The sequence below is a fragment of the Pseudonocardia sp. DSM 110487 genome, from assembly GCF_019468565.1.
Lineage (GTDB): Bacteria > Actinomycetota > Actinomycetes > Mycobacteriales > Pseudonocardiaceae > Pseudonocardia.
In genome coordinates, this window is record NZ_CP080521.1 from 1,071,216 (window position 1) to 1,093,577 (window position 22,362).

The 22,362-nt window shown below is 72.4% G+C and carries 25 protein-coding genes; 9 read left to right on the forward strand and 16 right to left on the reverse strand.

The window, feature by feature from the left end:
- Window positions 1-87 precede the first annotated feature (87 nt).
- On the reverse strand, window positions 88-984 hold the full coding sequence (locus K1T35_RS05055) for a TetR/AcrR family transcriptional regulator C-terminal domain-containing protein (RefSeq protein WP_220259018.1): 897 nt from the start codon (window positions 982-984) through the stop codon (window positions 88-90).
- Window positions 985-1,164: 180 nt separating this feature from the next.
- Here K1T35_RS05055 and K1T35_RS05060 point away from each other — a divergent pair, with 180 nt between their 5' ends.
- The gene (locus K1T35_RS05060) at window positions 1,165-2,388 is read left to right on the forward strand and encodes an FAD-dependent monooxygenase (protein WP_220259019.1); all 1,224 of its coding nucleotides are present in this window, start codon (window positions 1,165-1,167) and stop codon (window positions 2,386-2,388) included.
- Window positions 2,389-2,500: 112 nt separating this feature from the next.
- Here the strand turns inward: K1T35_RS05060 and K1T35_RS05065 are convergent, their stop codons facing one another.
- Genes K1T35_RS05065 through K1T35_RS05075 form a run of 3 tightly spaced genes read right to left on the reverse strand, consistent with a single transcriptional unit; the run spans window position 2,501 to window position 4,577 of the window.
- Window positions 2,501-2,719, reverse strand: a complete 219-nt coding sequence (locus K1T35_RS05065) for an exodeoxyribonuclease VII small subunit (protein WP_220259020.1) — start codon at window positions 2,717-2,719, stop codon at window positions 2,501-2,503.
- Window positions 2,716-3,993, reverse strand: a complete 1,278-nt coding sequence (gene xseA / locus K1T35_RS05070; protein WP_220259021.1) for an exodeoxyribonuclease VII large subunit — start codon at window positions 3,991-3,993, stop codon at window positions 2,716-2,718. The genes K1T35_RS05065 and xseA overlap by 4 nt, the downstream gene beginning before the upstream one ends.
- Window positions 3,990-4,577: a lipid droplet-associated protein gene (locus tag K1T35_RS05075; protein WP_220259022.1), complete on the reverse strand. Its 588-nt coding sequence runs from the start codon at window positions 4,575-4,577 to the stop codon at window positions 3,990-3,992. Before K1T35_RS05075 ends, xseA begins: the two co-directional genes overlap by 4 nt.
- 110 nt (window positions 4,578-4,687) lie before the next feature.
- Here K1T35_RS05075 and K1T35_RS05080 point away from each other — a divergent pair, with 110 nt between their 5' ends.
- Entirely contained in the window at window positions 4,688-5,644 is a 957-nt protein-coding gene (locus K1T35_RS05080) for a 4-hydroxy-3-methylbut-2-enyl diphosphate reductase (protein ID WP_220259023.1), read from the forward strand.
- A 20-nt stretch (window positions 5,645-5,664) separates the two neighbouring features.
- On the opposite strand, the gene K1T35_RS05085 is transcribed toward K1T35_RS05080, so the two are convergent.
- The 4 genes from K1T35_RS05085 to K1T35_RS05100 form a co-directional block, all read right to left on the reverse strand.
- The gene (locus K1T35_RS05085; protein WP_220259024.1) at window positions 5,665-6,297 is read right to left on the reverse strand and encodes a DUF6542 domain-containing protein; all 633 of its coding nucleotides are present in this window, start codon (window positions 6,295-6,297) and stop codon (window positions 5,665-5,667) included.
- Window positions 6,294-7,832, reverse strand: coding sequence for a DNA recombination protein RmuC (gene rmuC, locus K1T35_RS05090; protein WP_220259025.1), 1,539 nt, complete (start codon window positions 7,830-7,832; stop codon window positions 6,294-6,296). The genes K1T35_RS05085 and rmuC overlap by 4 nt, the downstream gene beginning before the upstream one ends.
- 152 nt (window positions 7,833-7,984) lie before the next feature.
- Window positions 7,985-8,494 carry a methylated-DNA--[protein]-cysteine S-methyltransferase gene (locus tag K1T35_RS05095; RefSeq protein ID WP_220259026.1) on the reverse strand — a complete coding sequence of 170 codons (510 nt, stop codon included), beginning with the start codon at window positions 8,492-8,494 and terminating at the stop codon, window positions 7,985-7,987.
- Complete coding sequence (locus K1T35_RS05100) at window positions 8,491-9,993, reverse strand: DNA-3-methyladenine glycosylase 2 (protein WP_304940843.1); 1,503 nt, start codon at window positions 9,991-9,993, stop codon at window positions 8,491-8,493. Before K1T35_RS05100 ends, K1T35_RS05095 begins: the two co-directional genes overlap by 4 nt.
- A 115-nt stretch (window positions 9,994-10,108) precedes the next feature.
- On the opposite strand from K1T35_RS05100, the gene K1T35_RS05105 reads away from it, so the two are divergent.
- The 3 genes from K1T35_RS05105 (at window position 10,109) to K1T35_RS05115 (ending at window position 12,663) form a co-directional block, all read left to right on the forward strand.
- Window positions 10,109-10,402, forward strand: coding sequence for a hypothetical protein (locus K1T35_RS05105; RefSeq protein ID WP_255621597.1), 294 nt, complete (start codon window positions 10,109-10,111; stop codon window positions 10,400-10,402).
- Between the two features lie 61 nt (window positions 10,403-10,463).
- Window positions 10,464-11,909, forward strand: a complete 1,446-nt coding sequence (locus tag K1T35_RS05110; RefSeq protein WP_220259028.1) for a cell wall metabolism sensor histidine kinase WalK — start codon at window positions 10,464-10,466, stop codon at window positions 11,907-11,909.
- Between the two features lie 73 nt (window positions 11,910-11,982).
- Window positions 11,983-12,663, forward strand: a complete 681-nt coding sequence (locus tag K1T35_RS05115; RefSeq protein ID WP_220259029.1) for a response regulator transcription factor — start codon at window positions 11,983-11,985, stop codon at window positions 12,661-12,663.
- 10 nt (window positions 12,664-12,673) lie between these two features.
- Here the strand turns inward: K1T35_RS05115 and K1T35_RS05120 are convergent, their stop codons facing one another.
- The 4 genes from K1T35_RS05120 to K1T35_RS05135 all read right to left on the reverse strand — a co-directional run bounded on the left by K1T35_RS05120 (window position 12,674) and on the right by K1T35_RS05135 (window position 15,413).
- A complete protein-coding gene (locus K1T35_RS05120) occupies window positions 12,674-13,063 on the reverse strand; it encodes a hypothetical protein (RefSeq protein ID WP_220259030.1) in 390 nt (129 codons plus the stop codon).
- Window positions 13,064-13,225: 162 nt separating this feature from the next.
- Window positions 13,226-13,519: a hypothetical protein gene (locus K1T35_RS05125; RefSeq protein ID WP_220259031.1), complete on the reverse strand. Its 294-nt coding sequence runs from the start codon at window positions 13,517-13,519 to the stop codon at window positions 13,226-13,228.
- Window positions 13,520-13,608: 89 nt separating this feature from the next.
- Window positions 13,609-14,781: an aminoglycoside phosphotransferase family protein gene (locus K1T35_RS05130; protein WP_220259032.1), complete on the reverse strand. Its 1,173-nt coding sequence runs from the start codon at window positions 14,779-14,781 to the stop codon at window positions 13,609-13,611.
- Between the two features lie 56 nt (window positions 14,782-14,837).
- Window positions 14,838-15,413 carry a hypothetical protein gene (locus K1T35_RS05135; protein WP_220259033.1) on the reverse strand — a complete coding sequence of 192 codons (576 nt, stop codon included), beginning with the start codon at window positions 15,411-15,413 and terminating at the stop codon, window positions 14,838-14,840.
- 143 nt (window positions 15,414-15,556) lie between these two features.
- On the opposite strand from K1T35_RS05135, the gene ychF reads away from it, so the two are divergent.
- Window positions 15,557-16,630, forward strand: a complete 1,074-nt coding sequence (gene ychF, locus K1T35_RS05140; RefSeq protein WP_220259034.1) for a redox-regulated ATPase YchF — start codon at window positions 15,557-15,559, stop codon at window positions 16,628-16,630.
- Window positions 16,631-16,677: 47 nt separating this feature from the next.
- Here ychF and K1T35_RS05145 read toward each other — a convergent pair whose 3' ends face one another.
- On the reverse strand, window positions 16,678-17,511 hold the full coding sequence (locus K1T35_RS05145; RefSeq protein WP_255621598.1) for a MarR family transcriptional regulator: 834 nt from the start codon (window positions 17,509-17,511) through the stop codon (window positions 16,678-16,680).
- 66 nt (window positions 17,512-17,577) lie between these two features.
- Between K1T35_RS05145 and K1T35_RS05150 the strand changes: the two genes are divergently transcribed.
- The 3 genes from K1T35_RS05150 to K1T35_RS05160 all read left to right on the forward strand — a co-directional run bounded on the left by K1T35_RS05150 (window position 17,578) and on the right by K1T35_RS05160 (window position 19,975).
- The gene (locus tag K1T35_RS05150) at window positions 17,578-18,465 is read left to right on the forward strand and encodes an aminoglycoside phosphotransferase family protein (protein WP_220259035.1); all 888 of its coding nucleotides are present in this window, start codon (window positions 17,578-17,580) and stop codon (window positions 18,463-18,465) included.
- A gap of 134 nt (window positions 18,466-18,599) precedes the next feature.
- Window positions 18,600-19,271: a class I SAM-dependent methyltransferase gene (locus K1T35_RS05155; RefSeq protein ID WP_220259036.1), complete on the forward strand. Its 672-nt coding sequence runs from the start codon at window positions 18,600-18,602 to the stop codon at window positions 19,269-19,271.
- A 125-nt stretch (window positions 19,272-19,396) separates the two neighbouring features.
- Entirely contained in the window at window positions 19,397-19,975 is a 579-nt protein-coding gene (locus K1T35_RS05160) for a dihydrofolate reductase family protein (RefSeq protein ID WP_220262399.1), read from the forward strand.
- Here the strand turns inward: K1T35_RS05160 and K1T35_RS05165 are convergent.
- The 3 genes from K1T35_RS05165 to K1T35_RS05175 all read right to left on the reverse strand — a co-directional run bounded on the left by K1T35_RS05165 (window position 19,957) and on the right by K1T35_RS05175 (window position 22,346).
- Complete coding sequence (locus K1T35_RS05165) at window positions 19,957-20,667, reverse strand: helix-turn-helix domain-containing protein (RefSeq protein ID WP_255621599.1); 711 nt, start codon at window positions 20,665-20,667, stop codon at window positions 19,957-19,959. The genes K1T35_RS05160 and K1T35_RS05165 overlap by 19 nt on opposite strands.
- 37 nt (window positions 20,668-20,704) lie before the next feature.
- Window positions 20,705-21,724, reverse strand: coding sequence for an LLM class flavin-dependent oxidoreductase (locus K1T35_RS05170; protein ID WP_220259038.1), 1,020 nt, complete (start codon window positions 21,722-21,724; stop codon window positions 20,705-20,707).
- A gap of 61 nt (window positions 21,725-21,785) precedes the next feature.
- Window positions 21,786-22,346, reverse strand: a complete 561-nt coding sequence (locus K1T35_RS05175) for a TetR/AcrR family transcriptional regulator (RefSeq protein WP_220259039.1) — start codon at window positions 22,344-22,346, stop codon at window positions 21,786-21,788.
- Window positions 22,347-22,362: the final 16 nt, after the last annotated feature.

Genomic DNA, 22,362 nt, shown 5'->3' on the forward strand with positions numbered 1-22,362 from the left:
AAAGTCACCTCACTCGCTCCGGACCTCTGCGTCATCGACGAGTCTTGCCGATCGCGGCCACGGTGTCCCTGGTCTGCGCCCGTCGGTTCAGGGCAGTACGCCGCGCAGACCGTCGAGCAGGCAGCGCAGGCCGAGCTCGAACAGGGCGTCGAGGTCGAGGTCGAAGTCGATGGAGGCGATCCGCTTGAAGTGCGGAAAGTTCTCGCCCGCCGCGAGGGCCGTGAGGGTGTCTGCGTTCGTGTCCATCCACTCGTCCGCCGTCAGGCCGCTCTCGGCCTCGGCCTGCGCCTCCGACTCGAGGTTCACCGCCATGCCGCGCACGTGGTTGAACAGCATGATGTGCACCGTGAAGGCGGCGGCCGTGTCCAGCCCGCGGCCGTCGAGCGCCTCGAGCACCCACTCGGTGTAGGCGAGCGCGCTCGGCACGAGCTGGGGGCGGGTCAGCGACATCGCGGGCGCGAGCCACGGGTGGCGGCGGAAGGCCGCCCACTCGACGCGCGCGGCGGTCTCCAGCGCGGTGCGCCAGTCCGCAGGGGGCCGCCCGGGCAGGGGCTCCTCTCCGAACGCTCGATCGATCATGAGCGTGACCAGCTCGTCCTTGCCGGCCACGTGCTGGTAGAGCGTCATCGTGGGGATTCCGAGCTCGGCGGCGATCCGGCGCATCGACAGTGTGGGGAGCCCTTCGGCGTCCGCCACCGCGATTGCGGCGCGGACGACCTCGTCGCGGGCCGGGCTCCGCGTGGTGCGGCGGCGGCCGGGGCGCTCGGTGGGCCGGGCCGCGACGACCGTGCCGACGCCGCGCACCGATCGCAGCACGCCTTCGTCCTGCAGGAGGGACAGCGCCCTGGTGGCTGTGGCCATCGCGACGCCCCACTGGCGGGTGAGCTCGCGAGTGGACGGGACGCGATCGCCGGGCCCGAACTCGCCCGCCGCGATGCGCGCGCGGAGGTCGCCGGCGATACGGGCGGACGTGGTCTCGGTCACGTGGCGGCCTCCATAGGGCGGGTGCACTAGAGCGGCTGCGCCTGCTCCGGTGCTCGTTCACAAGCTAGTGCACTAGTGCTCTTCGGCTGAATCAGCAGGTCAGCGGCGATAGCGACGTTGTGCTGCGGTGCATGTACACCGTACGGTCACTCATGTCAGCGAATCGAGGGGAGCCGTACGGTGCACGAAAAGGATGTCCTGATCTCCGGTGGTGGGATCGCAGGCCCCGCCCTCGCCCACTGGCTGGTCCGCACCGGCTACCGGCCCACGATCGTCGAGCGCGCGCCCGCGCCGCGTCCCGGCGGCCAGACGGTCGACCTGCGGGGCGCCGGCCGCACGGTGGTCGAGCGGATGGGTCTGCTGCCCGCCGTCCGCGCGGTCACGGTCGAGGAGCGCGGTGTCGCCTACGTCGACACGGCAGGCCGGTGGCTCGGGCAGATGTCCGCCGAGGCGTTCGGCGGGGAGGGCGTCATCGCCGAGATCGAGGTGATGCGCGGCGATCTCGCCCATGTCCTCCTCGATGCCGCCCGGCACGACGTCGAGTACCTGTACGACGACGCGATCACCGCGATCGAGCAGGACGAGGGCGGTGTCACGGTGCGGTTCGAGCGCTCGGCCGAGCGTCGGTTCGGGCTCGTGGTCGGCGCCGACGGGCTGCACTCCGGGGTCAGGGCGCTCGCCTTCGGGCCGGAGGAGCGGTTCGTGCGGCCGCTCGGGTGCGTCACGGCGTTCTTCACGGTGCCCGACCGGTACGAGCTCGACGGGTGGATGCGGATGTACAACGCGCCGGGCACCATGCTCGCGCTGCGCCCGGACCGCGTGCCGGGCACGGTCAAAGCCCTGATGGGCTTCCGCACGCCGCCCGCGGGCGTCCATCGGCGCGACCCGGCCGCCCAGCGCGCGCTGCTCACCCGCACGTTCGCCGGCACCGGATGGGTGGCCGACCAGGTGCTCGCCGACCTGCGGGACAGCACCGACCTGGTCGTCGAGGAGATCGGCCAGACGCGCATGGAGTCGTGGTCGTCGGGGCGGGTGGTCCTGCTCGGCGACGCGGCCTGGTGCCCGTCGCCGCTGTCCGGCCTCGGTACCAGCACCGCGCTCGTCGGGGCGTACGTGCTCGCCGGCGAACTCGCGCGCGCCGCGGGCGACCACCGGGCCGCCTTCGCCGCGTACGAGCACGTGATGCGGCCCTACATCGTCCAGGCGCAGGAACTCCCGCCCGGCGGCGTGAACGGCTTCGTGCCCTCCTCGCGGCTCTCGATCGCCTTGCGCGTGTGGGCGGTCCGGATGATGAACCACTGGCCGCTGCGGAACCTCATGGCGGCCCAGTTCGGCAAGTCGGACGCGATCGAGCTGCCCGAGTACGAGATGCCGATTCCGACGAACGGCGCGTTCGTCGGATAGGTTCCGACCCCACGCATGTCTGAGGGCTGCGCGCGCCGCGAAGCAAGCGGGGAGCCCTCAGTGACACGGCAGCGCCGTTCGTCGGAACGGAACGGCCTGGAACGGAACGGCCTCAGTCGGAGGCCTCTGCCTCGTCCAGCACCTTCTGCACGCGTTCCCTGGCGCCGGCCAGCTGCTCCTCGCAGCGGCGAGCCAGCGCTTCGCCGCGCTCCCACAGCGCCACGGACTCGTCGAGGCCGAGGCCGCCTGCCTCCAGGGCGCGCACCACCTCGGCGAGCTCGTCGCGGGCTTGCTCGTAGCCCAGCCCGTCGACGGCAGGGCGTTCCGTCATGGAGTACTCGCCTTCTTCCTCGTACGTGCGCCGTTCCGTTTCGCGGCGGGTTCGCCGACGGTGGCGGCCACGGCTCCGTCGGCCACGCGGATCCGCAGCCGATCGCCCGCCCCGACCTCGCCGACCGAGCGCAGCACGGGCAGCGGGCCTGCGCCGTCGTCGGTGACCCGCTGGACGACCGCGTAGCCCCTGGCGAGGGTGGCGGCAGGGCCGAGTGTGGCCAGCCGGGCGCGTACGTGGTCGAGGTCGTGGGCGCGCCGATCCAGCCCGCGCTCGACGCACGCGCGCGCGGCGTCGCGGAGCCGCTCGACCTCTACGGCGCGGGCGTCGATGACGCGCAGCGGCTCGGCGAGCACCGGGCGGCCGCGCAAAGCGGAGAGCAGCCGCTCCTCGCGGTCCACCCAGCCCGCAAGTGCCCGGCGGGCCCGGTCGCGCAGGCCGGCGATCCGGGCGGTCTCCTCGGCGATGTCGGGCACGAGCCTGCGGCCGGCCTCGGTGGGGGTGGAGCAGCGGACATCGGCGACGTGGTCGACCAGCGGAGTGTCCGGCTCGTGCCCGATCGCCGAGACCACAGGGGTGCGGCAGTCGGCGACGGCGCGGCAGAGCGTCTCGTCGGAGAAAGGCAACAGGTCCTCGACGCTCCCGCCGCCGCGGGCCAGCACGATGACGTCCACGTCCGGGTCGCGATCCAGCACGCCGAGCGCGTCGACGATCTGCGGCACGGCCAGCGCGCCCTGCACCGCGACCGACTCGATCCGGAACCGGACCGCGGGCCAGCGGGCCTGCGCGTTCGTCACGACGTCGTGCTCCGCGGCCGACGCGCGGCCCGTGACCAGCCCGATGCAGCGTGGCAGGAACGGCGGGCGCCGCTTTCGGGCCGCGTCGAACAGGCCTTCGGCGGCCAGCAGCCTGCGCAACCGCTCGATGCGGGCGAGCAGCTCCCCGATCCCGACGGCGCGGATGTCGTCGACGCGCAGCGACAGCGTGCCGCGGCCGAGGAAGAACGACGGCTTGCCGTGCACCACGACCCGGTTGCCCTCGGCCACCGCGGGGCCGCCGTCGCGCACCAGGCCGATCGGGGCGGTGAGCTGCAGCGACACGTCAGCGGCGGGGTCGCGCAGCACCAGGAACGCGGTGCCGGTGCCGGCTCGTGCCGTCACCTGCGCGAGCTGGCCCTCCACCCACACCGCGCCGAGCCGGTCGACCCACTCGGCGATCTTGCGGGCCACCGTGCGCACCGGCCACGGCTGCTCCGGTGAGGTCGGGGCACTCACCCTTCGGTGACCGTCGTGATCCGGTTGGAGAGCATCGTGACGAACGGCGCCCGGTTGTCGTGCGTGGTCTCCCACTCGAGCAGGGCGCGCAGGTCGTCCGCGGTCAGGTGCCGCAGCCGTCCGCGCAACTGCGGGATCGTCAGGTCCTGGTAGCCGGGAAGCGCGTTCGGCCCGGACCCCTCCGAGACGGGAGGCTCGGCGCGGTCTGGGGTGTCGCCCTCCGCGGCCGCCGCGGTGGTCGCCGCCGCCGTCTCGACGGCGGTGTCGACGGGCGGGTCCGGCTCCCGGTGCGGCCGCAGCTCGGTGACCCCGCCCGACCCGTTGCCGGAGCCAGGCGACTCGTCCTCGTCGTCGAAGGTCGCCCATCCGGGCCGCTCATCGACGGGCCGGAGCGTGCTCAGGGCCTGGTCACCCTTGATCGCCAGCTCCGTGACCTTCTGCTGCACGCGCATGGACGCCTGCAGGGCTTGGCTGACGGCGGTGACGGGCAGCTCGACCACGAGGCGCGGCAGCTCCCTGGCCTGTTCGACGGCGGACGCGACGAGGCCGGCGGCGACGCGGACCGGCAGCGGCAGCGGACTCATGCTCACAGTCTCCCCCGCGGTACCACCCTCACAACCCCCGGGCCCGTCGAAGAAAGTGCGGTTCGTCCCTGTCCGGAGCTGTGCGGGCGGCCGGTCCGTAGGCTGGGGGCATGTCGGGTGCTACGAAGCGCGTCCTGCTGGCCGCGCCGCGCGGGTACTGCGCAGGCGTCGACCGGGCCGTCGAGGCCGTCGAGCAGGCGCTCGAGCAGCACGGACCGCCGGTCTACGTGCGCAAGCAGATCGTGCACAACGTGCACGTCGTCGAGACCCTCATCGAGCGCGGCGCGATCTTCGTGGACGAGGCCGACGAGGTGCCGGAGGGTGCGCTCGTCGTGTTCTCCGCCCACGGTGTCTCACCCGCGGTGCGGGACCAGGCGAAGGACCGCGGGCTGCGCACGATCGACGCCACCTGCCCACTCGTCACGAAGGTGCACGGGGAGGCCAAGCGCTTCGCCCGCGAGGACTACGACATCCTCCTCGTCGGCCACCACGGGCACGAGGAGGTCGAGGGCACGGCCGGCGAGGCGCCCGAGCACATCCAGCTCGTGGAGACCGCCGACGACGTCGCGAACGTCGAGGTTCGCGACCCCGAGAAGGTCGTGTGGCTCTCGCAGACCACGCTCTCGGTCGACGAGACGATGGAGACGGTGCGGGCGCTGCGCGAGCGGTTCCCCGCGCTGCAGAACCCCCCGAGCGACGACATCTGCTACGCCACGCAGAACCGGCAGGTGGCGGTGAAGGCGATGGCGCCGCAGTGCGACCTCGTGCTCGTCGTCGGATCGAAGAACTCCTCCAACTCGGTGCGGCTCGTCGAGGTGGCGCTCACCGCGGGCGCCGGGGCCGGGCACCTCATCGACTACGCCCGCGAGATCGACGACGCCTGGCTGGAGGGCGTCAGCACGATCGGGCTCACGAGCGGCGCGTCGGTACCCGAGGTGCTCGTGCGCGGCGTGCTCGCCCACCTCGCCGAGCGCGGCTGGGAGTCGGTGGAGGAGGTCACCACCGCAGAGGAGACCCTCAGGTTCTCGCTGCCTCGCGAGCTGCGCCCCGCGCGCTCGGCCCGCTAGCGATCAGGCCCCGCCAGTGATCAAGCACTGAGCGGGCGCTGCAGCACGATCCGCAGCAGGCCGAGCACCAGCACGGTCCCGGTGGTCCACGCCATCACCGGGAACGCGTTGACCAGCGGTGCCCCGATCACCAGTAGCTGTTCTGCCACCCCCTGGCCGGGGCGGGGATTGCCGGCCATCAGCACCACCACCGGCACGGCGGCGGCCACGAGCAACGGCGGCTGGACCATCGGTCCGAAGAGCCCGCTGCGGCGCACCCAGATCACCGCGAGCACGCAACCGCTGATGTGGCAGACCGTGAAGACGGTGCTGAGGTTGCCGATCCGGGTCAGGTCGACGAGAACGCCGATCGCGGTGAGCGCCGCCGCGATCCCGACCGCCGCGATCGGCGGCACGCCCAGCACGGTGGGCAGCGCCGAGCGATCGGCCATCGGCCACCGCCCACCCGTTCCACGCTCCGGCTCCGATTTGCTCGCGGGCTTCTCCGGAGGGGTCGGGGACCTGCGCGCTTTCATCGGTGCGCCGCCGTCGGCGGCCCGGCTGCTACGGGCCTTCGTGCCGGGGGCGCCGGACCGGGAGCGGGCGGCGCTGCCACGTGCGGAGTCGGCGGACGGGCGGCGTCGGGGGGTGCGCTCGCCTGCCGGGTCGGTCATCCCGTCACGGTAGCTCGCGACTCACCGCGTCCGTCGCCGCCAGTGCGTTCACCCGGCCGGTCGACGCGGTTGAGCTCGTGCAACGCGATCAGTGAGTCGGCGGCCGACGCAACCAGCTCCGGGGCGGCCACGGTGCGCGGCGCGCGTTCGATCTGGGTGAGCTCGTCGATGTCGCCGTCGGCCGCCCCCAGGTCGGTGAGCTTGCGCGCCGTGACCAGTACCCGCGCCTCGAGCGACGACACTGTCTGGTTGTAGCTCGCCACGGCCGAGTCGAGGCTGCGGCCGAGCTTGGCGACGTGGGTGCCCATCGTCGCGAGCCTGCTGTGCAGCTCCTTGCCCAGCTGGTGCACCTGCGCGGCGTTGCGCGCGAGCGCTTCCTGCCGCCACGTGTAGGCGACGGTGCGCAGCAGCGCGATCAGCGTGGTGGGCGTGGCGATCACGACGTTGCTCGAGAACGAGTACTCCAGGAGTGCCGGATCGGACTGCAGGGCGGCCTCCAGGAACGGGTCGCCCGGCACGAACAGCACCACGAACTCCGGCGACGGCTGGAACGCGGCCCAGTAGCTCTTCGCGCTGAGCGCGTCGACGTGCTGGCGCAGTTGACGGGCGTGGGCGGTGAGGCGCTCCCGATGGACGTCGGGATCGCGGGACTCCACGGCCTCCAGGTACGCGGCGAACGGTACCTTCGCGTCCACCACGACCTGCTTGCCGCCCGCGAGGTGCACGACGAGGTCGGGGCGCAATCCGCCGTCCTCGCCCTGCGCGACGACCTGGGTGGAGAAGTCGCAGTGCTCGACCATCCCCGCCAGCTGCACGATCCGCTCCAGCTGCAGCTCACCCCACCGCCCGCGCACCTGCGGCGCCCGCAGCGCGTTGACCAGCTGCTTCGTCTCGTCCTGCAGCCGCTCCGAGCTGGCGCGCATCGCGGTGACCTGCTCGCGCAGCCCCGCGTAGGCCGACTCGCGCTCCTTCTCGACGGTGCGCAGCTGGCCCTCCACCCGCTGCAGGGTGGCGGCCACCGGGTCCAGCAGCTTGCCGATCGCCTGGGCGCGGGCCGTGGCGTCACCGTCGGCCTTCGCGGTGAGCGCCGCCGTCGCCTCCTTGATCCGGCCCTCCGCCAACGCGACGAACTGCTCGTTGTTGCGGGCCAGCGCGTCGGCCGACAGGGCCTGGAACGCCTGCTTCAGCTCGGCGTCGCGCCGGGTGAGCATGGCCTCCCGCTGCGCGCCCGCTTCCCGTTCGCTGCGCAGCGCCGCCGCGGCGGCCGCAGCCTCCGCCTCTGCCTTGCGAAGCCGGTCGACCGCGAGGTCGTGCGTGGCGGTCAGCTCGTCGAGCCGCTGCACGAGACCGGCCCGCTCGGCGCGCAAGCCCGCGGCGTCGGCCCGGAGCATCGCCGTGGCGTCGGCGGTGGCCCGCGCGGCCTCGGATGCGGTGAGCCGGGCCCGGGTCGTCAGGAGGAACCACACGGCACCCGCGCCGAGCACTGCGCCCAGGATCAGGCCGATGAGCAGCACGGATACGGTCGCGGTGTCCATCCGACCAGCGTCACGGACCGGACGGCCGATCCGCGGAAGGCACGCGGAACGCGGACGGATTGATCGCTGAACGGTCGAACGAACGGTCGAACCCCAGCGAGTCGTGAGTGGATACGCGTGCCATAGCGCGCGTATCCACTCACGACTCCAGATCAGGGCCTCTCGTGGTCCAGGAGCGCCTGCTTGATCTCCACTCCCCAGCGGAAGCCGCCGAGCGTGCCGTCGGTGCGCAGCACCCGGTGGCACGGGACGAACAGGGCCGCCGCGTTGCGGGCGCAGGCCGACGCGGCCGCGCGCACCGCCGCGGGACGGCCGGACTTGGCGGCGTACTCGGTGTAGGTGACCGGCGCGCCGGCCGGCACCGTACGGAGCACGTCCCACGCGTGCACCAGGAACTCGCCCGACCGCTGCCGCACGGGCACGTCGTCGATCGCGGAGAGGTCGCCGTCGTGGTAGCGGACGATCGCGTCGGCAACGGGGCCGATGTCGCCCTCGGCGAGCTCGGTGGGCCGCAGGGTCGGGTGGACCTGCGGGAGCAGCTCGTCGAGCCGCGCGGTCCAGCCAGAGGCCAGCACGGCCCCGTCGGCGTCGACGACCGCGGTGAACGGCCCGATCTTCGTGTCGATCGTGGCCCAGGTGGCGGTGTTCTTCTCAGCGCTCATGACGTCCTCCCGTTCGAGGTGGTGACGGGCATCGCCCGCCAGAGGTGTGTTGCGGCGTACGAGCGCCACGGCGCCCAGCCGGAGGCCCGTGCCGTCAGACCGGCGAGGTCGGACGGGAGGCCGAGAGCGGCTGCGCCGCGGCGCACGCCGAGGTCGGTGGCGAGCAGCTCGTCGGGGTCGCCGAGCAGCCGCATCGCGAGGTAGCCCGCCGTCCACGGCCCGACGCCGGGCATTGCGCAGAGTGTCGTGCGAAGTTCGGTGGGGTCGCAGCCGGGGTCGAGCACGAGCGAGCCGTCGGCCACGGCCGAGGCGAGCCCGAGCACGGTCGCGATCCGCCGCTGCGGTCCGGTGAGCACGTCCGCGGCCCGCTCGGCGATCGCCTCCGGGGTCGGGAACAGCACGCCAGGGCCGTCACCGGCCAGCCCGGGAGGGAGCCGCTCGCCGAGCGCCGCGGCGAGCCGGCTCGCCGCGGTACGGGCGGCGGCCACCGAGACCTGCTGGCCCAGCACCGCGCGCAGCGCCGTCTCGACGCCGTCGACCGTGCCCGGGAGCCGGATCCCCGGCACTGCCGCGACGGCCGGTGCGAGGTCCGGGTCGGCGCCGAGCGCGGCGTCGACGGCCTCCGGGTCGGCGTCGAGGTCGAGCAGCCTCCGCAGCCGGGCGACCGCGGGGCCGAGGTCGCGCGGATCCGCGAGCCGCAGCGTGGCGACGACGTGGCCGTTGCGCGGCGTCGGCGTGAAGTCGAGCGCCACCGTCGCCGCGCCGTGCGGCAGCCGCATGGTGCGCCGGTACGTGCCGTCCTCGACCGACTCGACGCCCGTGATGGCGCGGGCGGTGAAGAACGTGAGCAGCCCGTCGGCGTCGAACGGCTGGCGGTATGGCAGCCGCAGCACCAGCGTGCCGGCGACGGCCGGTGTGGTGTTGCCGCGACGACCCGCCTCCGCGCGCAGCGTCGTCGGTGGCACGCCGTATACCTCGCGGACGGTGTCGTTGAACTGCCGCACGCTGGCGAACCCGGCCGCGAACGCGATGTCGGCCATTCCGAGCGGTGTGGTCTCGATGAGCAGCCGGGCGGTGTGCGCCCGGTGTGCCCGCGCGAGGGCGAGCGGGCCGGCCCCCAGCTCCGCGGTGAGCACCCGGTTCAGGTGCCGCTCCGAGTAGCCGAGCCGGGCCGCGAGCCCCGGCACGCCCTGGCGCTCGACGACTCCGTCGGCGATGAGGCGCATCGCCCTCGCCGCGAGGTCGGCGCGCAGGTTCCAGTCGGGCGAGCCCGGCACAGCGTCGGGCTGGCAGCGCCGGCAGGCGCGGTACCCGCGCTGCTGGGCCGCCCCCGCCGTCGGCAGGAACTCGACGTTGTGCCGCTTCGGCGTCACCGCGGGGCACGACGGCCGGCAGTAGATCCCGGTGGTGCGCACCGCCGTGATGAAGTGCCCGTCGAAGCGGGCGTCGCGTGAGGCGACGGCGCGGTAGCAACGTTCCTGATCGAGCAGCACGCCCATGACTCTGCCACCCGGAACCGCCCTCGACTGGCGGAAATCGGACGCTGCCGCCGGATGAGAGCCCTCTCATCCGGCTCTCATCCACGGGCCACGCGCGGAGTCCAGGATCGGGCCCGTGCGCCTCCCCCTGATCATCGCGACGGCCGTGCTGCTCGTAGTCGGCGTCCTGGCCGGGGCCGTCGCGCTGGGCTCGGCCGCGGACCCCGAACCGCCGCCGATCGAACCGATCACCGTCGAGGCACCCGCCGCGCCGCCCGCACCGCTGCCGGCTCCGGCGGGGCCGGCCCCGCGTGACTCCGAGGGCTACGTCGCCCCACCCCCACCCGTCGACGACGACGATGACGGCCGCGACGACGACCTCCCCGACGGCGACGGCCCCGACGATGACGGCCCGGATGACGACGACTGATCTCCGTGTCAGCGAGGATGTTGGCGCCCAGCACCGTTCCACCTCGCCCGCAAGGACAGAGATGGCCTCCACGCCCGACCCGCCGGTCCACCGGTGGCGCCCGACCCGGGCCAGGACGCGGATCATCGGGTGGGTCCTGCTGCTCGTGCTCCTCGCGCTCGGCGTCGTCACGCTCGTGACGTGGCGGCTGCTGATCCAGGCCACCGACCACCGGATGAACGAGGCTCTGCGATCCGAGGTCGACGAGTTCGCCGGGTACACGGCCGCCGGGATCAACCCGCGCACCGGCCAGCCGTTCCGCACGGTCGACGAGGTGATCGGCGAGGCGATCGCCTACAACGTGGCCCGCCCGAACGAGAAGTTCCTCGGCTACGTCGACGGCGTCTACCGCACCCAGAGCCGGCAGGAGCCCGGCACGCCCGCGGTGCTCGCGGCTGACCCGGCGTTCGCCGCACTGGTGGCGAGGGTCGACGTCCCGCGCTCCGGAACATACGAGAGCCCTGCCGCCGGCGAGGTGCACTACCTCGCGATCCCGGTGACCCTCGTGGGCGACCCGGCCGGCGGCGTGATCGTGGCGGCCTACCTGGCCGACGCCGAGCGCGCCTCCGCGAACACCGCTGCCCAGCTCATGCTCGTCGTCGGCGGCGTCACCGTGCTCGGAGCGGGGGCCGCGGCGTGGCTGGTGGCCGGGCGCATCCTGCGGCCGCTGCGCGACGTCGCCGAGACCGCACGGACGATCACCGACACCGACCTGTCCCGCCGTATCCCCGATGCGGAGGAGTCCGACGAGCTCGGCGATCTCGTCCGCACCGTCAACGCCATGCTCGACCGCGTGGAGTCCGGCGTCGCGGCCCAGCGCCGGTTCGCCGACGACGCAGGCCACGAGCTGCGCACCCCGATCACGATCGTGCGAGGCCACCTGGAGGTCCTCGACCCGAACGACCCGGAGGACGTGCGGGCCACGGTCGCGCTCGTCGACGACGAGCTGGGCCGGATGAACCGGATGGTGTCGGACCTGCTGCTGCTCGCCCGCTCCGAGCAGCCGTCGTTCCTGCACGTGGAGCCCGTGGACGTCGCCTCGCTCACCGCGGAGGTCGTCGAGAAGGTCGAGCAGCTCGGCGACCGGGAGTGGGTGCTCGAGACCGCCGCCGATGTGGACGCCCGGCTGGATCCGCAGCGCATCACGCAGGCCGTCGTCGCGCTCGCCGACAACGCCTGCCGTCACACCGGTCCCGGCGACCGCATCGCCATCGGGTCGCAGGTCACCGGCGGACGGCTGCGGTTCTGGGTGGCCGACTCCGGCGCCGGCGTCGATTCCGCCGACCGTGAGCGGATCTTCGAACGATTCGCCCGCGGCCCGGCCGCCCGCCGCTCGGAGGGCGCGGGCCTCGGGCTGTCGATCGTGCGGGCCATCGCCGTCGCGCACGGCGGGCAGGTGCTGCTGGACAGCGTTCCGGGGCGCGGGGCGACGTTCACCGTGGAGATCCCGGCCGTGGAGGTTCGGTGAGCGAGCGTCAGCGAGCGAACCATAGACACAGCGTCGGCGCGAAGCGTCGGCCGAGCGCCAGCGAGGCCGAACGGTGAGTCGCATCCTGATCGCGGAGGACGAGCCGCGCATCGCCGCGTTCGTCGAGAAGGGGCTGTCGGCGAACGGGTTCGCCGTCACCGTGGTCGGCGATGGGCCATCGGCCCGCGACTACGCGATGACCGGTGGCTTCGACCTGATGGTGCTGGACATCGGGCTGCCGGGCCTCGACGGGTTCGCGGTGCTGCGGTCGTTGCGGGAGGACGGCTGCCCGATCCCCGTAATCGTGCTGACCGCGCGCGACAGCGTGCAGGACACCGTCGCGGGCCTCGAAGGCGGCGCCGACGACTACATGCCCAAGCCGTTCCGGTTCGAGGAGCTGCTCGCGCGGGTCCGGCTGCGGCTGGCCTCGCACCGGACGCCCGAGCTCACCGTGCTCTCGCACGGGGACCTGCAGCTGGACCTGCGCACCCGGCGCGCCCACGTCGACGGGCGCACCGTGGACCTCTCGGCCCGCGAGTTCGCACTCGTCGAGACGTTCCTGCGCCACCCGGGCCAGGTCCTCACCCGGGAGCAGCTGCTCAGCCACGTGTGGGGGTACGACTTCGATCCCGGGTCGAACGTGGTGGATGTCTACGTCCGCTACCTGCGCCGCAAGCTCGGCGCTGAACGGATCGTCACGATGCGTGGGATGGGGTATCGCCTGGATGACGGGTTCAAGGGGCCGTCCAGATAGCTCGATGACGCTAGTTCGACCGGCAGATCTCGCCGCGGATCCGGCCGTCGTCGCAGGCGTCGCGGATCTCGTCGCGCAGATCGTCCCACCGGTCGTCGTCGCCGGCCCGCCGCGCGATGCGCTCGGCCTCGGCGCGGGACTCCTCCTCGATGAGGGCCGCGGCTCGCTCGCGGGCCGGTGCGAGGGCGAGGGCGGCGATCTGTGCGCCGGTGATCGCGGGCCCGGGGGTGGCGGCCGGCTCCGCGGCGGAGGGAGCCTGTTGCTGGGCGGGCGAGGTGATCTCGGGGACCGGCACGGCGGCGGCCTGGGTGTTCCCGGGCATCAACAGCACGGCGCTGCTGCTGGCGGCGACCATGGCGATGGCCGAGGCTACGAGGACGAGTCGGGGCGGGAACCGCACGAAGATCACCCTTCCACACCGGCGACAGCTCCACTCAGACCATCGGCCCGGCCCCGGCCGCGTTAGCGGGGGTCCGCGAACGGCCGATGAGGCGCGACGAGCGGTGCTCGCCGGGGACGGGGTGCGCGGGCCGCCCTGCCGCACGCACCCCTGCAGCCCCCGTCAGTCGTCGTCGGGAGTGTCGTCGTCCGGCGTGTTGTCGTCGTCAGGGGTGTGGTCGTCGGGGCTGTCGTACGGCGACTCGGGCGAGTCGACCGGGCTCTCGAACGGGGAGTCCGCTGACTCGGGGGAGGGGTCGGCGGCGAGCGGCGCCCCGACGGTGTCCGCGGCGGCCGAGACCGAGATCGGCTGCGGCGCCGCCGCGGGGACGCCCTCCTCGGCCGCCGCGATACCGGCGCCTGCGACGCCGAGGCCGGTGAGGGCCGCGCCGATGGTGAGAACCTTCCAGGTGGACATGTGGATGCTCCTTCAGGAGTGCTCGGATTGACGTGATCCACGATCGCGGCGGCCGGTGAGGACCGCGGGAGAGCGGGATGAGGCCGTTCTCATCCGGCCGTCCACCGCTCGGCGAGCTCGAGGCGGGCCCGCGTGTGCTGCGCCCATCCGGCCTGCTGCACCCGGAAGGGCCCGGTGGCGAGGCCCAGCACCGCCGCGGCCACGCGGGGACGCAGCTCGTCGCGCGCGAACCGTTCCTCGGCGTGGGTGAGCACCCGGGCGCCGTAGGGCCGGGCGGCCGCGGTGCCGTGCAGGGCGAGCACGGACAGGTGGGCGAGCAGCGTGGCCCACTCGTCGATGCGGTGACCTGGACCGGCCGTGTCGACGTCGACCAGCCCGGTGATGCCCTGCTCGCCGCAGAGCAGCTGCCCGTCGTAGAAGTCGCCGTGCACGGCGACGTCGGGATGCGTACCCGGATCGGCCCACGCAAGCGCGGTGGCCAGCGCGTCGAGCCGCGCCCGTTCGGCCTCCCCGGTGACCGCGGTGGCGGCCAGCACCGCCGTGAAATGCCGTACTCGCTCCAGGTGGGTGCGGCGGCGCGGCAGGTGGAGGAGCGCGGGCGGGAGGGCGTCGAGCAGCTCGCCGAGGTCGGCCGGGGCCGGCAGCGGGAGATCGCCGCTGAGGCGCGACCGCAGCGACGTGCCATGGCACTCGCTGAGGACGAGCATCCCGTCAGCGGTGGCCGCGAGGGGGCGCGGCGCGGGCACGTGCGCGGCAAGCAGGTCGTGCCGTTCCCGCAGCGCCGCGACGGCCCGTGGCCGGACCACCTTGACGAAGAGCCGCGGCCCGCCGCCGTCGACCTCGAGCACGGCCCGCCGTCCCGGCCGGTAGGCCCGCGTCCGGATCCGCGTGACGTCGTCCCGGGGCAGCCCGGCCGACCTCAGTGCCGCGGAGAGCCGGACCGGATCGGTCGCGGTGGCGAGCGCGGGCAACGCCGGGTCCTGCGGCCAGCGCCACACCCCGACGTGGACACCGTGGCCTGCGAGCACCGCGGCACCATCCGGGATGCGGTCGCCGGTGGTGGCGGCGAGCGTCTCCCGGGTGCGGCGGCCGTCGGCGCGGTCGACATCGGCGGCGTACTGCACGACGGTGGCGCCGCTCGGCTGCACACCGACCGTGGTCACCCGGAGCGCGCGCAGCCTGCTGCCGTAGCCGTCGATGGCCGCGGCGAGCAGTTCGGGTGCCTCGGGACCGAGCAGGAGTGAGAGCGGTGCAGTCGTCACCGATCCAGGCTCGTCGCGCGGCGTTCCATGGAGATGAGGCCTGGATGAGAGGGTCCTCATCCGAATCGCGAGCGCAGCGCCAGCGCCGTGACCAGCACCGCCACCAGCAGGATCGGGACCCAGGCCGCTGTCGTCACCACGAACGCGCCGACCCGGTTGCCCAGCAGCACGAGCGTTGCCGCCCACCCGCTGCCCGACACGATCAGCACCGGCCCGACCATGCGGTACGGCACTCCCGCCGCGCCCGCCACCCGCGGCAATACCGGTCGGGCGGCCGCCGCCCAGTGACCGCACGCCAGGAGCATCGCGGTGGCCGGTCGGCCGCGCTCGGCGAGCCACGTGCTCGCCAGCTGAATGCGCGCATCGGCGAGCCGGCCGCTCGCGGCGCCGGATCGCCCGCGCAGCCATCCGAGGTGAGCGCCGGTGACGGTGGCGACAGCCGCCACCGCGACGGCAAGGGCGAGCGCGTCCGGGGCGGCCACCGTCCACAGCCCGAGCGCGACGAGCAGCGTCGTGCCGGGCAGGAGGATGCCGAGGAGCGATCCGCTCTCCACGATCAGCAGCGCACTCGCGGCCGCCAGCACCACGGGCGGCGGCCATGCGGCAACGGCATGGAGGATGGCCGTCAGCACGGCGAGGGATGGCGACGGATCACTCCGGTCACGCTGCCGTTCGGAGGCCTCCGGCTGCATCCGGGCAAACCCGTGATCGATCTCGGGGGCACCCTTACCCGGGGCAGGGGGAGGTCGGCGCGCCGCGACTACCCTGGAGCCCCGTGTCACTCACCCTCGGCATCGTCGGCCTGCCCAATGTCGGCAAGTCGACGCTGTTCAACGCCCTCACCCGCAACGACGTGCTCGCCGCGAACTACCCGTTCGCCACCATCGAGCCGAACGTCGGGGTGGTGCCGCTGCCCGATCCGCGCCTCGACGTGCTGGCCAAGATGTTCTCGTCGGCGCGCACCGTGCCGGCCACCGTGTCGTTCGTCGACATCGCGGGCATCGTGAAGGGTGCGTCCGAGGGTGCGGGGCTGGGCAACAAGTTCCTCGCGAACATCCGCGAGTCCGACGCGATCTGCCAGGTCGTGCGCGTGTTCGACGACCCGGACGTCGTGCATGTCGAGGGCCGCATCGACGCCGCGAGCGACATCGAGACGATCTCCACCGAGCTGATCCTCGCCGACCTCCAGACCCTGGAGAAGGCCGTGCCGCGCCTGCAGAAGGAGGCGCGCACCCAGAAGGACCGCCGTCCGGCGCTGGAGGCGGCGGAGCGCGCCGCCGAGATCCTGAACGGCGGCACAACGTTGTTCGCGGCAGGCGTCGACCGCGAGCCGCTGCGCGAGCTGTCGCTGCTCACGACGAAGCCGTTCCTCTACGTCTTCAACGCCGACGAGGCCGTGCTCTCCGACGAGGGGCGTCGCAAGGAGCTCGCCGCGCTCGTCGCGCCTGCCGATGCCGTGTTCCTCGACGCCAAGGTCGAGGCCGAGTTGCTGGAGCTGGACGAGGAGTCCTCCCGCGAGCTGCTGGAGTCGATCGGCCAGGACGAGCCGGGGCTCTACTCGCTGGCCCGCGCCGGCTTCCACACCCTCGGCCTGCAGACCTACCTGACCGCGGGCCCCAAGGAGTCCAGGGCGTGGACGATCCGCAAGGGCTCCACCGCGCCGCAGGCGGCCGGCGTGATCCACACGGACTTCGAGCGCGGGTTCATCAAGGCCGAGATCGTGTCCTTCGACGACCTCGTCGAGGCCGGATCGATGGCGGCGGCCAAGGCCGCGGGCAAGGTGCGGATGGAGGGCAAGGACTACGTCATGGCCGACGGTGACGTGGTGGAGTTCCGGTTCAACGTCTGACCGCTGGTCAGGTTCCACACCCGACTCTTCCGCCCGGTCGCTGCTCGTCACCGCGATCCCGCGGCCACCAGCGTCGCGGTGATGGGTTCGAGCGCGGCGACCAGCTCGTCGAGCTCGGCGGGGGAGAGCGCGTCGTACGGCGGGGCGGCGAGCTCGTCGGTAAGGGCTTCGATGCGTTGCTTGGTCTCGCGGCCGGCGTCGGTGAACCAGCCGTCGGCGTCGACGAGCCCGCGCTCGCGCAGCCCGTCCATGACCTCGGCCAGCCGCTCCTTCGGCAGGTGGTGGATCCGCCCGAACGACTCCGGTGGGTGGATGCCCTGCTCCAGCGCGGACAGCACGTGGGCCTCCGCACCGCCGATGCGCGCGCAGAGGAGAGCGGCGACGTGCCCGTCCCCGCGGTGCTCACGGAGCATGGTCGCGGAGTGCCACAGCCGGGTGACCGGGTCGCTGGGCACCGGAAGGGTACGCCACCCGGCGTACATCACCCGGCCTTGCGTGGGCGCGCTCGTCGCGGCCTTGGTGGTCAGGTCGGCGGCGCGCGCCAGGCCGGGGGACTGAGCCAGCTCCTCGCCGAGAATCCGCCGTACGGACGCCGCGCTGCCCCGTCGCCACGCGGCGAAGGAGGCCTCCGGCGGGATCGTCTCCCACGCGCTCGGGATGTGCCGCGCAGCCTCGCCGTCGGCGAAGCTGTAGAAGGCCGCGTGCACGACCTGCGCCGGCACCCGGCCCAGCGGTGCGGCGCGGCTGGCGAAGTAGCCGTCCCAGTAGGTGCGGTGGCCGAGCGCGGCCAGCTCATCGTTGGACTCGTCGGCGAAGTAGGTGACCAGGCAGATCGGCTCGAGGAGCTCGAACATGCGGCGGGCGGTTCTCGCGGTGGGCATGACTGATCAGACCCGGCGAGCGCCCCGGACTCATCGGTGCCGTCGGGTGCCGGCGTCAGTCGAAAGGTGAACGACAACCAACCGAGCGTGTCAGTAGCCACGGTGCGCGGGCTGCTGGATCGGCAGTTCGCGCATTGGGCTGACCGACCCATCACGGAGGGGCCTTCCGCAGGGGCGGGCAACGCGTTGTTTCGTCTCGGTGACGACTTGGTGGTGCGTCTTCCGCTCCATCCCGGGTCGGCGGCGGCCGTCGACATGGAACTGACGTGGTTGCCATGGCTCGCCGCGCAGTTGCCGTTGGCCGTGCCGGTTCCCGTCGCCGCGGGCGCCCCGGATGAATCATTCCGCCGGCCATGGGCGATATTTCGGTGGCTTCGTGGGGTGAGTTTGGACAGCAACCCTCATGTTGATCTCTCAGACCTTGCGGTGCGACTTGGCCAGTTTGTGGCTGCGCTCCGGAACATCGAGGTCGCGGGTGTTCCGGCTTCGTTACGCCCCCACCCTTTGCAGGGCGACCGCGGTGAAGTCCGCTCCGATATACGTGCGCTTGGCGCAATGGGCATGGTTGACGAAGTGCTGGCGGCCGCCGTGTGGGATAGTGCGCTGGCCGTGCCAGCGTGCCAGCTCTCCACATGGATCCACGGGGACTTGTTCCCGATGAATCTCTTGGCGGACGGAGGCGCATTGTGCGCCGTGATTGATTTCGACTTGATGGGCGCGGGCGACTCTGCTGTCGACATGGTGCCGGCATGGACATTACTGACTGCAGAGACGCGGCAGTTGTTCCGTGAAGCATCTGGTGTCGACGACGACACCTGGGTTCGCGGCCGAGGATGGGCGTTGAAGGCCGGGCTCGGCGCGGTACGCAGATACGGTGCGGGTGGCCACCCTCAAGCGGTTGTCGGGCGATACGCACTGTCGCAAACAATCGCCGACCATCGGCAAACTTCTTGACGTCCGGGCCGAGACCGGGCGTTACCGCGGTAGAGCCGGCAGCAGCCGGATGGCGCGAGCCCTCTCCTGCACGTTCTGAGGTCTGTGCGCGTCGCTGGCGCAACTGGTCTGCTGCCTCTCCTAGGGTCGGTCCCATGGGCTCCCCGTCATCAGTGCGTCGTCCTGCCGATCTCGACATCGTTCGCGAGTCCTACGACCGGGTCGCGGACAACTACGTGGAGATGGTGGCGACCACCGGTCTCGGAGACATTCGTGCTCACCCCTGGCTACGAGCGGCGATGGACCTGTTCGCGGACGCGGTCGGCGGGCTGGGGCCGGTACTCGACGTCGGGTGCGGCCCAGGCAGCGTGACGGCGTATCTGGTTGATCGCGGTGTGGCCGCGTCCGGCGTGGACCTGTCGCCTCGCATGATCGAGCACGCACGCCGGCTGTACCCCCAGTGCAGCTTCAGCGTGGCCTCGTCGACCGATCTCGATCTGGCCGACTCCTCGTTGGGTGGAGTGCTGGGGTGGTGGTCGTTGTTCAACCTGCCTCGCGACGTTCTGCCGCAGGTCCTGTCGTCCTTCGCCAGGGCCCTGATGCCGAGCGGGCAACTGATCATCGCGACGCACGTGGGGGACGCCGATGTGGCTCGTACCGAGGCCTACGGCGGTGTCGCTGTCAATTGGACGACCTACCAATGGCAACCGGAACAGCTCGCCGCGCTGGTCGAGCAGGCAGGACTACGACCGGTAGCCGAACTGCGGCTTCCCGCCGAGGGACCAATAGGCCCGGTCGTGGTGCTCGTGGCTCAACGCGATCAGTGACTCGCGGCAACCCAGATCCGGGTGTCGGTTCTGTCCAAGACCCGCGGACACCTGCCGCATAACGTGTGCAGGCCGATGACGTCGACGGCCCGCTCGCCGTCGGACCGGGAAGGGAGAACCGCAGCATGCGCGACCTCGTCTACACCGCCTTCATGTCGCTCGACGGCGTCGTGGACTCCCCCGGCGGTGGCCCGGGTGAGGAGCACCGCAGCGGTGGTTGGGTGATCAAGGACGTCGAGTTCCTGCCCGAGGCGTTCGCGCTCAAGGGTGAGGAACTCACCGAGACCACGGCGTTGATGTTCGGCAGGCGCAGCTACGAGGCCTTCGCCCCGACGTGGCGCGATTCGCAGGACCACGCGGCGTACAAGGACCTGCCGAAGTACGTGGTCTCCTCGACGATCTCCGAGGACGCCATCGTCGAGGGCTGGGGCCAGACCACGATCCTGCGCTCAACCGCCGACGTCGCGGAGGTCAAGAAGGGCGAGGGTGGGGCGATCTTCATCCACGGCAGCGCCGAGTTGGCCCGCAGGCTGTCGGACGCGGGACTGATCGACCGCTACAACTTGCTGGTCTTCCCGGTGCTGCTCGGTGCAGGTAAGAGCCTGTTCAGCGACGCCGACCGCGACAGGCAGAAGTTGCGGCTGCGCGAGTCGCAGGGCTACCCGAACGGCGTCGTGAAGTTGCTCTACGACGTGGTCGGCTGAGGAAGGTCCAGCGCGAGGGCGCCGCCGCTGCCTTCGTGCAGCTGGGTGGCGGTGCGCCCGACGTAGCGGCGAAGTGCTCGCGCCAGGTGCGGCTGGTCGAAGTAGCCGAGCGAGGCGACGACATCGGTGGCCCCTTTCCCCACGGCCAGCAGGTAGGCCGCCTCGCGTGCCCGCTCGATCTGGCGCACGGCACCCCGGGTGAGGCCGGTCGCCGCTCGGAATCTCCGCTCGAGAGTGCGATCCGACATCTGGGGACGGCCGCCACGTACCACCTCGCCGACGATCGGGTCGCGAACGACGGCGCCGTCCCGAACGAGGCGCTCGACCAGGGCTTCAGCGTCGTCCGGGCCCGGTCTCTCCCAGCGCGACCCGGCGAGCTGGAAAGACCTCCGCGTCGTGTCCGGGAGCTCCACCCCACCGTCGGTGAGCGATGAGGGCGGAATACTCCGCAGGGAGGTACCGATCGCGAACTCGATCCCCACGAAGGTCGCCTCCTCCGGGACCGGCGCGGTACCGGTCGCGGTCTCTGGTCCGCTCACCCCCGCGTAGTGCCTCCCGTCGCGCTCCCAGAAGACCAGCCCGCATCGCGTCGCCGCTACCGAGGTCATCTCGCTGACCTGGTCGCTGGTGCACGTCCACACGGCATCGACCCACGGCGAGTCCGACCGGCGTGTGGTGAACCGCAGTCCCATGCGCGCAGTCATAGCCTGCTCTGCCGCTCCGGCGGTATCACCGCCAGCCCAGCTCCGGGGCGAGGTGGGTGAGCACGCTCTCGATGACGTGCGCGTTGTAGTCGACGCCGAGCTGGTTGGGAACGGTGAGCAGCAGCGTGTCCGCGGCGGCGATCGCCTCGTCCTCGGCGAGCTCGGCCACCAGCTTGTCCGGCTCACCGGCATACGTCTTGCCGAACCGGGCGGTGCCGCCGTCGAGCCGGCCGACCTGGTCGGTGCTGCCCCGTTCCCGCCAGAAGAGCTCCCGGTCGATGTCGCTGACGATCGGGAAGATGCTGCGGCTGACGGAGACGCGCGGCTCGCGGGTGTGTCCCGCCACCTTCCACGCGTCCCGGAACCGCTGGATCTGCTCGGCCTGGAGCTGGTGGAAGGGCACGCCTGTGTCCTCGGAGAGCAGCGTCGAGCTCATCAGGTTCAGCCCCTGCTCCGCCGTCCACTCCGCGGTGGCCCGGGTGCCCGCGCCCCACCAGATCCGGTCCCGCAGACCCGGTGAGTGCGGCTCGACCCGCAGCAGGCCCGGTGGGTTGGGGAACATCGGGCGCGGGTTCGGCCGGGCGAAGCCCTCGCCCTTGAGCACCTCGAGGAACACCTTGGTGTGCTCGCGGGCCATGTCGGCGTCGCTCATGCCCTCAGCTGGCACGTGCCCGAAGTAGCGGAAGCCGTCGATCACCTGCTCCGGTGAACCCCGGCTGATGCCCAACTGGAGGCGGCCACCGGAGATGAGGTCCGCGGCACCGGCGTCCTCGGCCATGTAGAGCGGGTTCTCGTACCGCATGTCGATCACGGCAGTGCCCAGCTCGATCCGGCTGGTTCGCGCCCCCGCCGCGGCGAGCAGTGGGAACGGCGAGGCGAGCTGCTGGGCGAAGTGGTGCACCCGGTAGTACGCGCCGTCGGCGCCCGCCTCCTCCGCGGCCACCGCGAGCTCGATGGACTGCAGCAGGGCGTCCGCCCCCGACCGCACCATCGAATGCGGCGAGTCCGACCAGTGTCCGAAGGACAGGAACCCAATCTTCTTCACACTGCAACGAACTCCGTGGCGGTGGGCGACATTCCGACACCGACTGCGGCCGGCTCGCCCCTCAGGGGAGGTCCTCTTCGGCGACCAGCACTTCGAACAGCGGGCGCAGTCGTCGTTCGAGCGCTGCCGGGTCGGTGCCGGCGAGCGCCGGGCTGCCCACGACCTGCCGCATGAGCTGCACCCCTGCCAGTACGGACAGGAACAGCGCGGCCCGCTCCCGGCGGTCCGCCCCGGGCAGGAGCGCTTCGAGCGGGCGCTGGAAACGCAGCTCGATTGCGTTGCGCAGGATCTCCGTGGCCTTTGGGTTGGCCACCGATCGCAGCATCAGCAGGAAGCCGTCGACCGACCGGGGTTCGGCTGCCACGAGTGCGGCGGCGGCGAACCGGCTCATCGACTCGACGTCGTCGGCGATCAGCGTGCGCTGCGCGAACGCCGCCTCGACGACCTCGGCGAACAGCTGCTCCTTCGAGCCGAAGTAGCGGTTCACCAGCATCGCGGTGACGCCGGCGGCTCCGGCGATCTCCCGCACCCCCACCCCGTCGTAGCCGTGGTGGGTGAACGCGACGAGCGCCGAGCGCAGGATCGCGTCCCGAGTGGCGGCCGCATCACGGCGTCGAGGCATGTCTACGAGTGTAGAC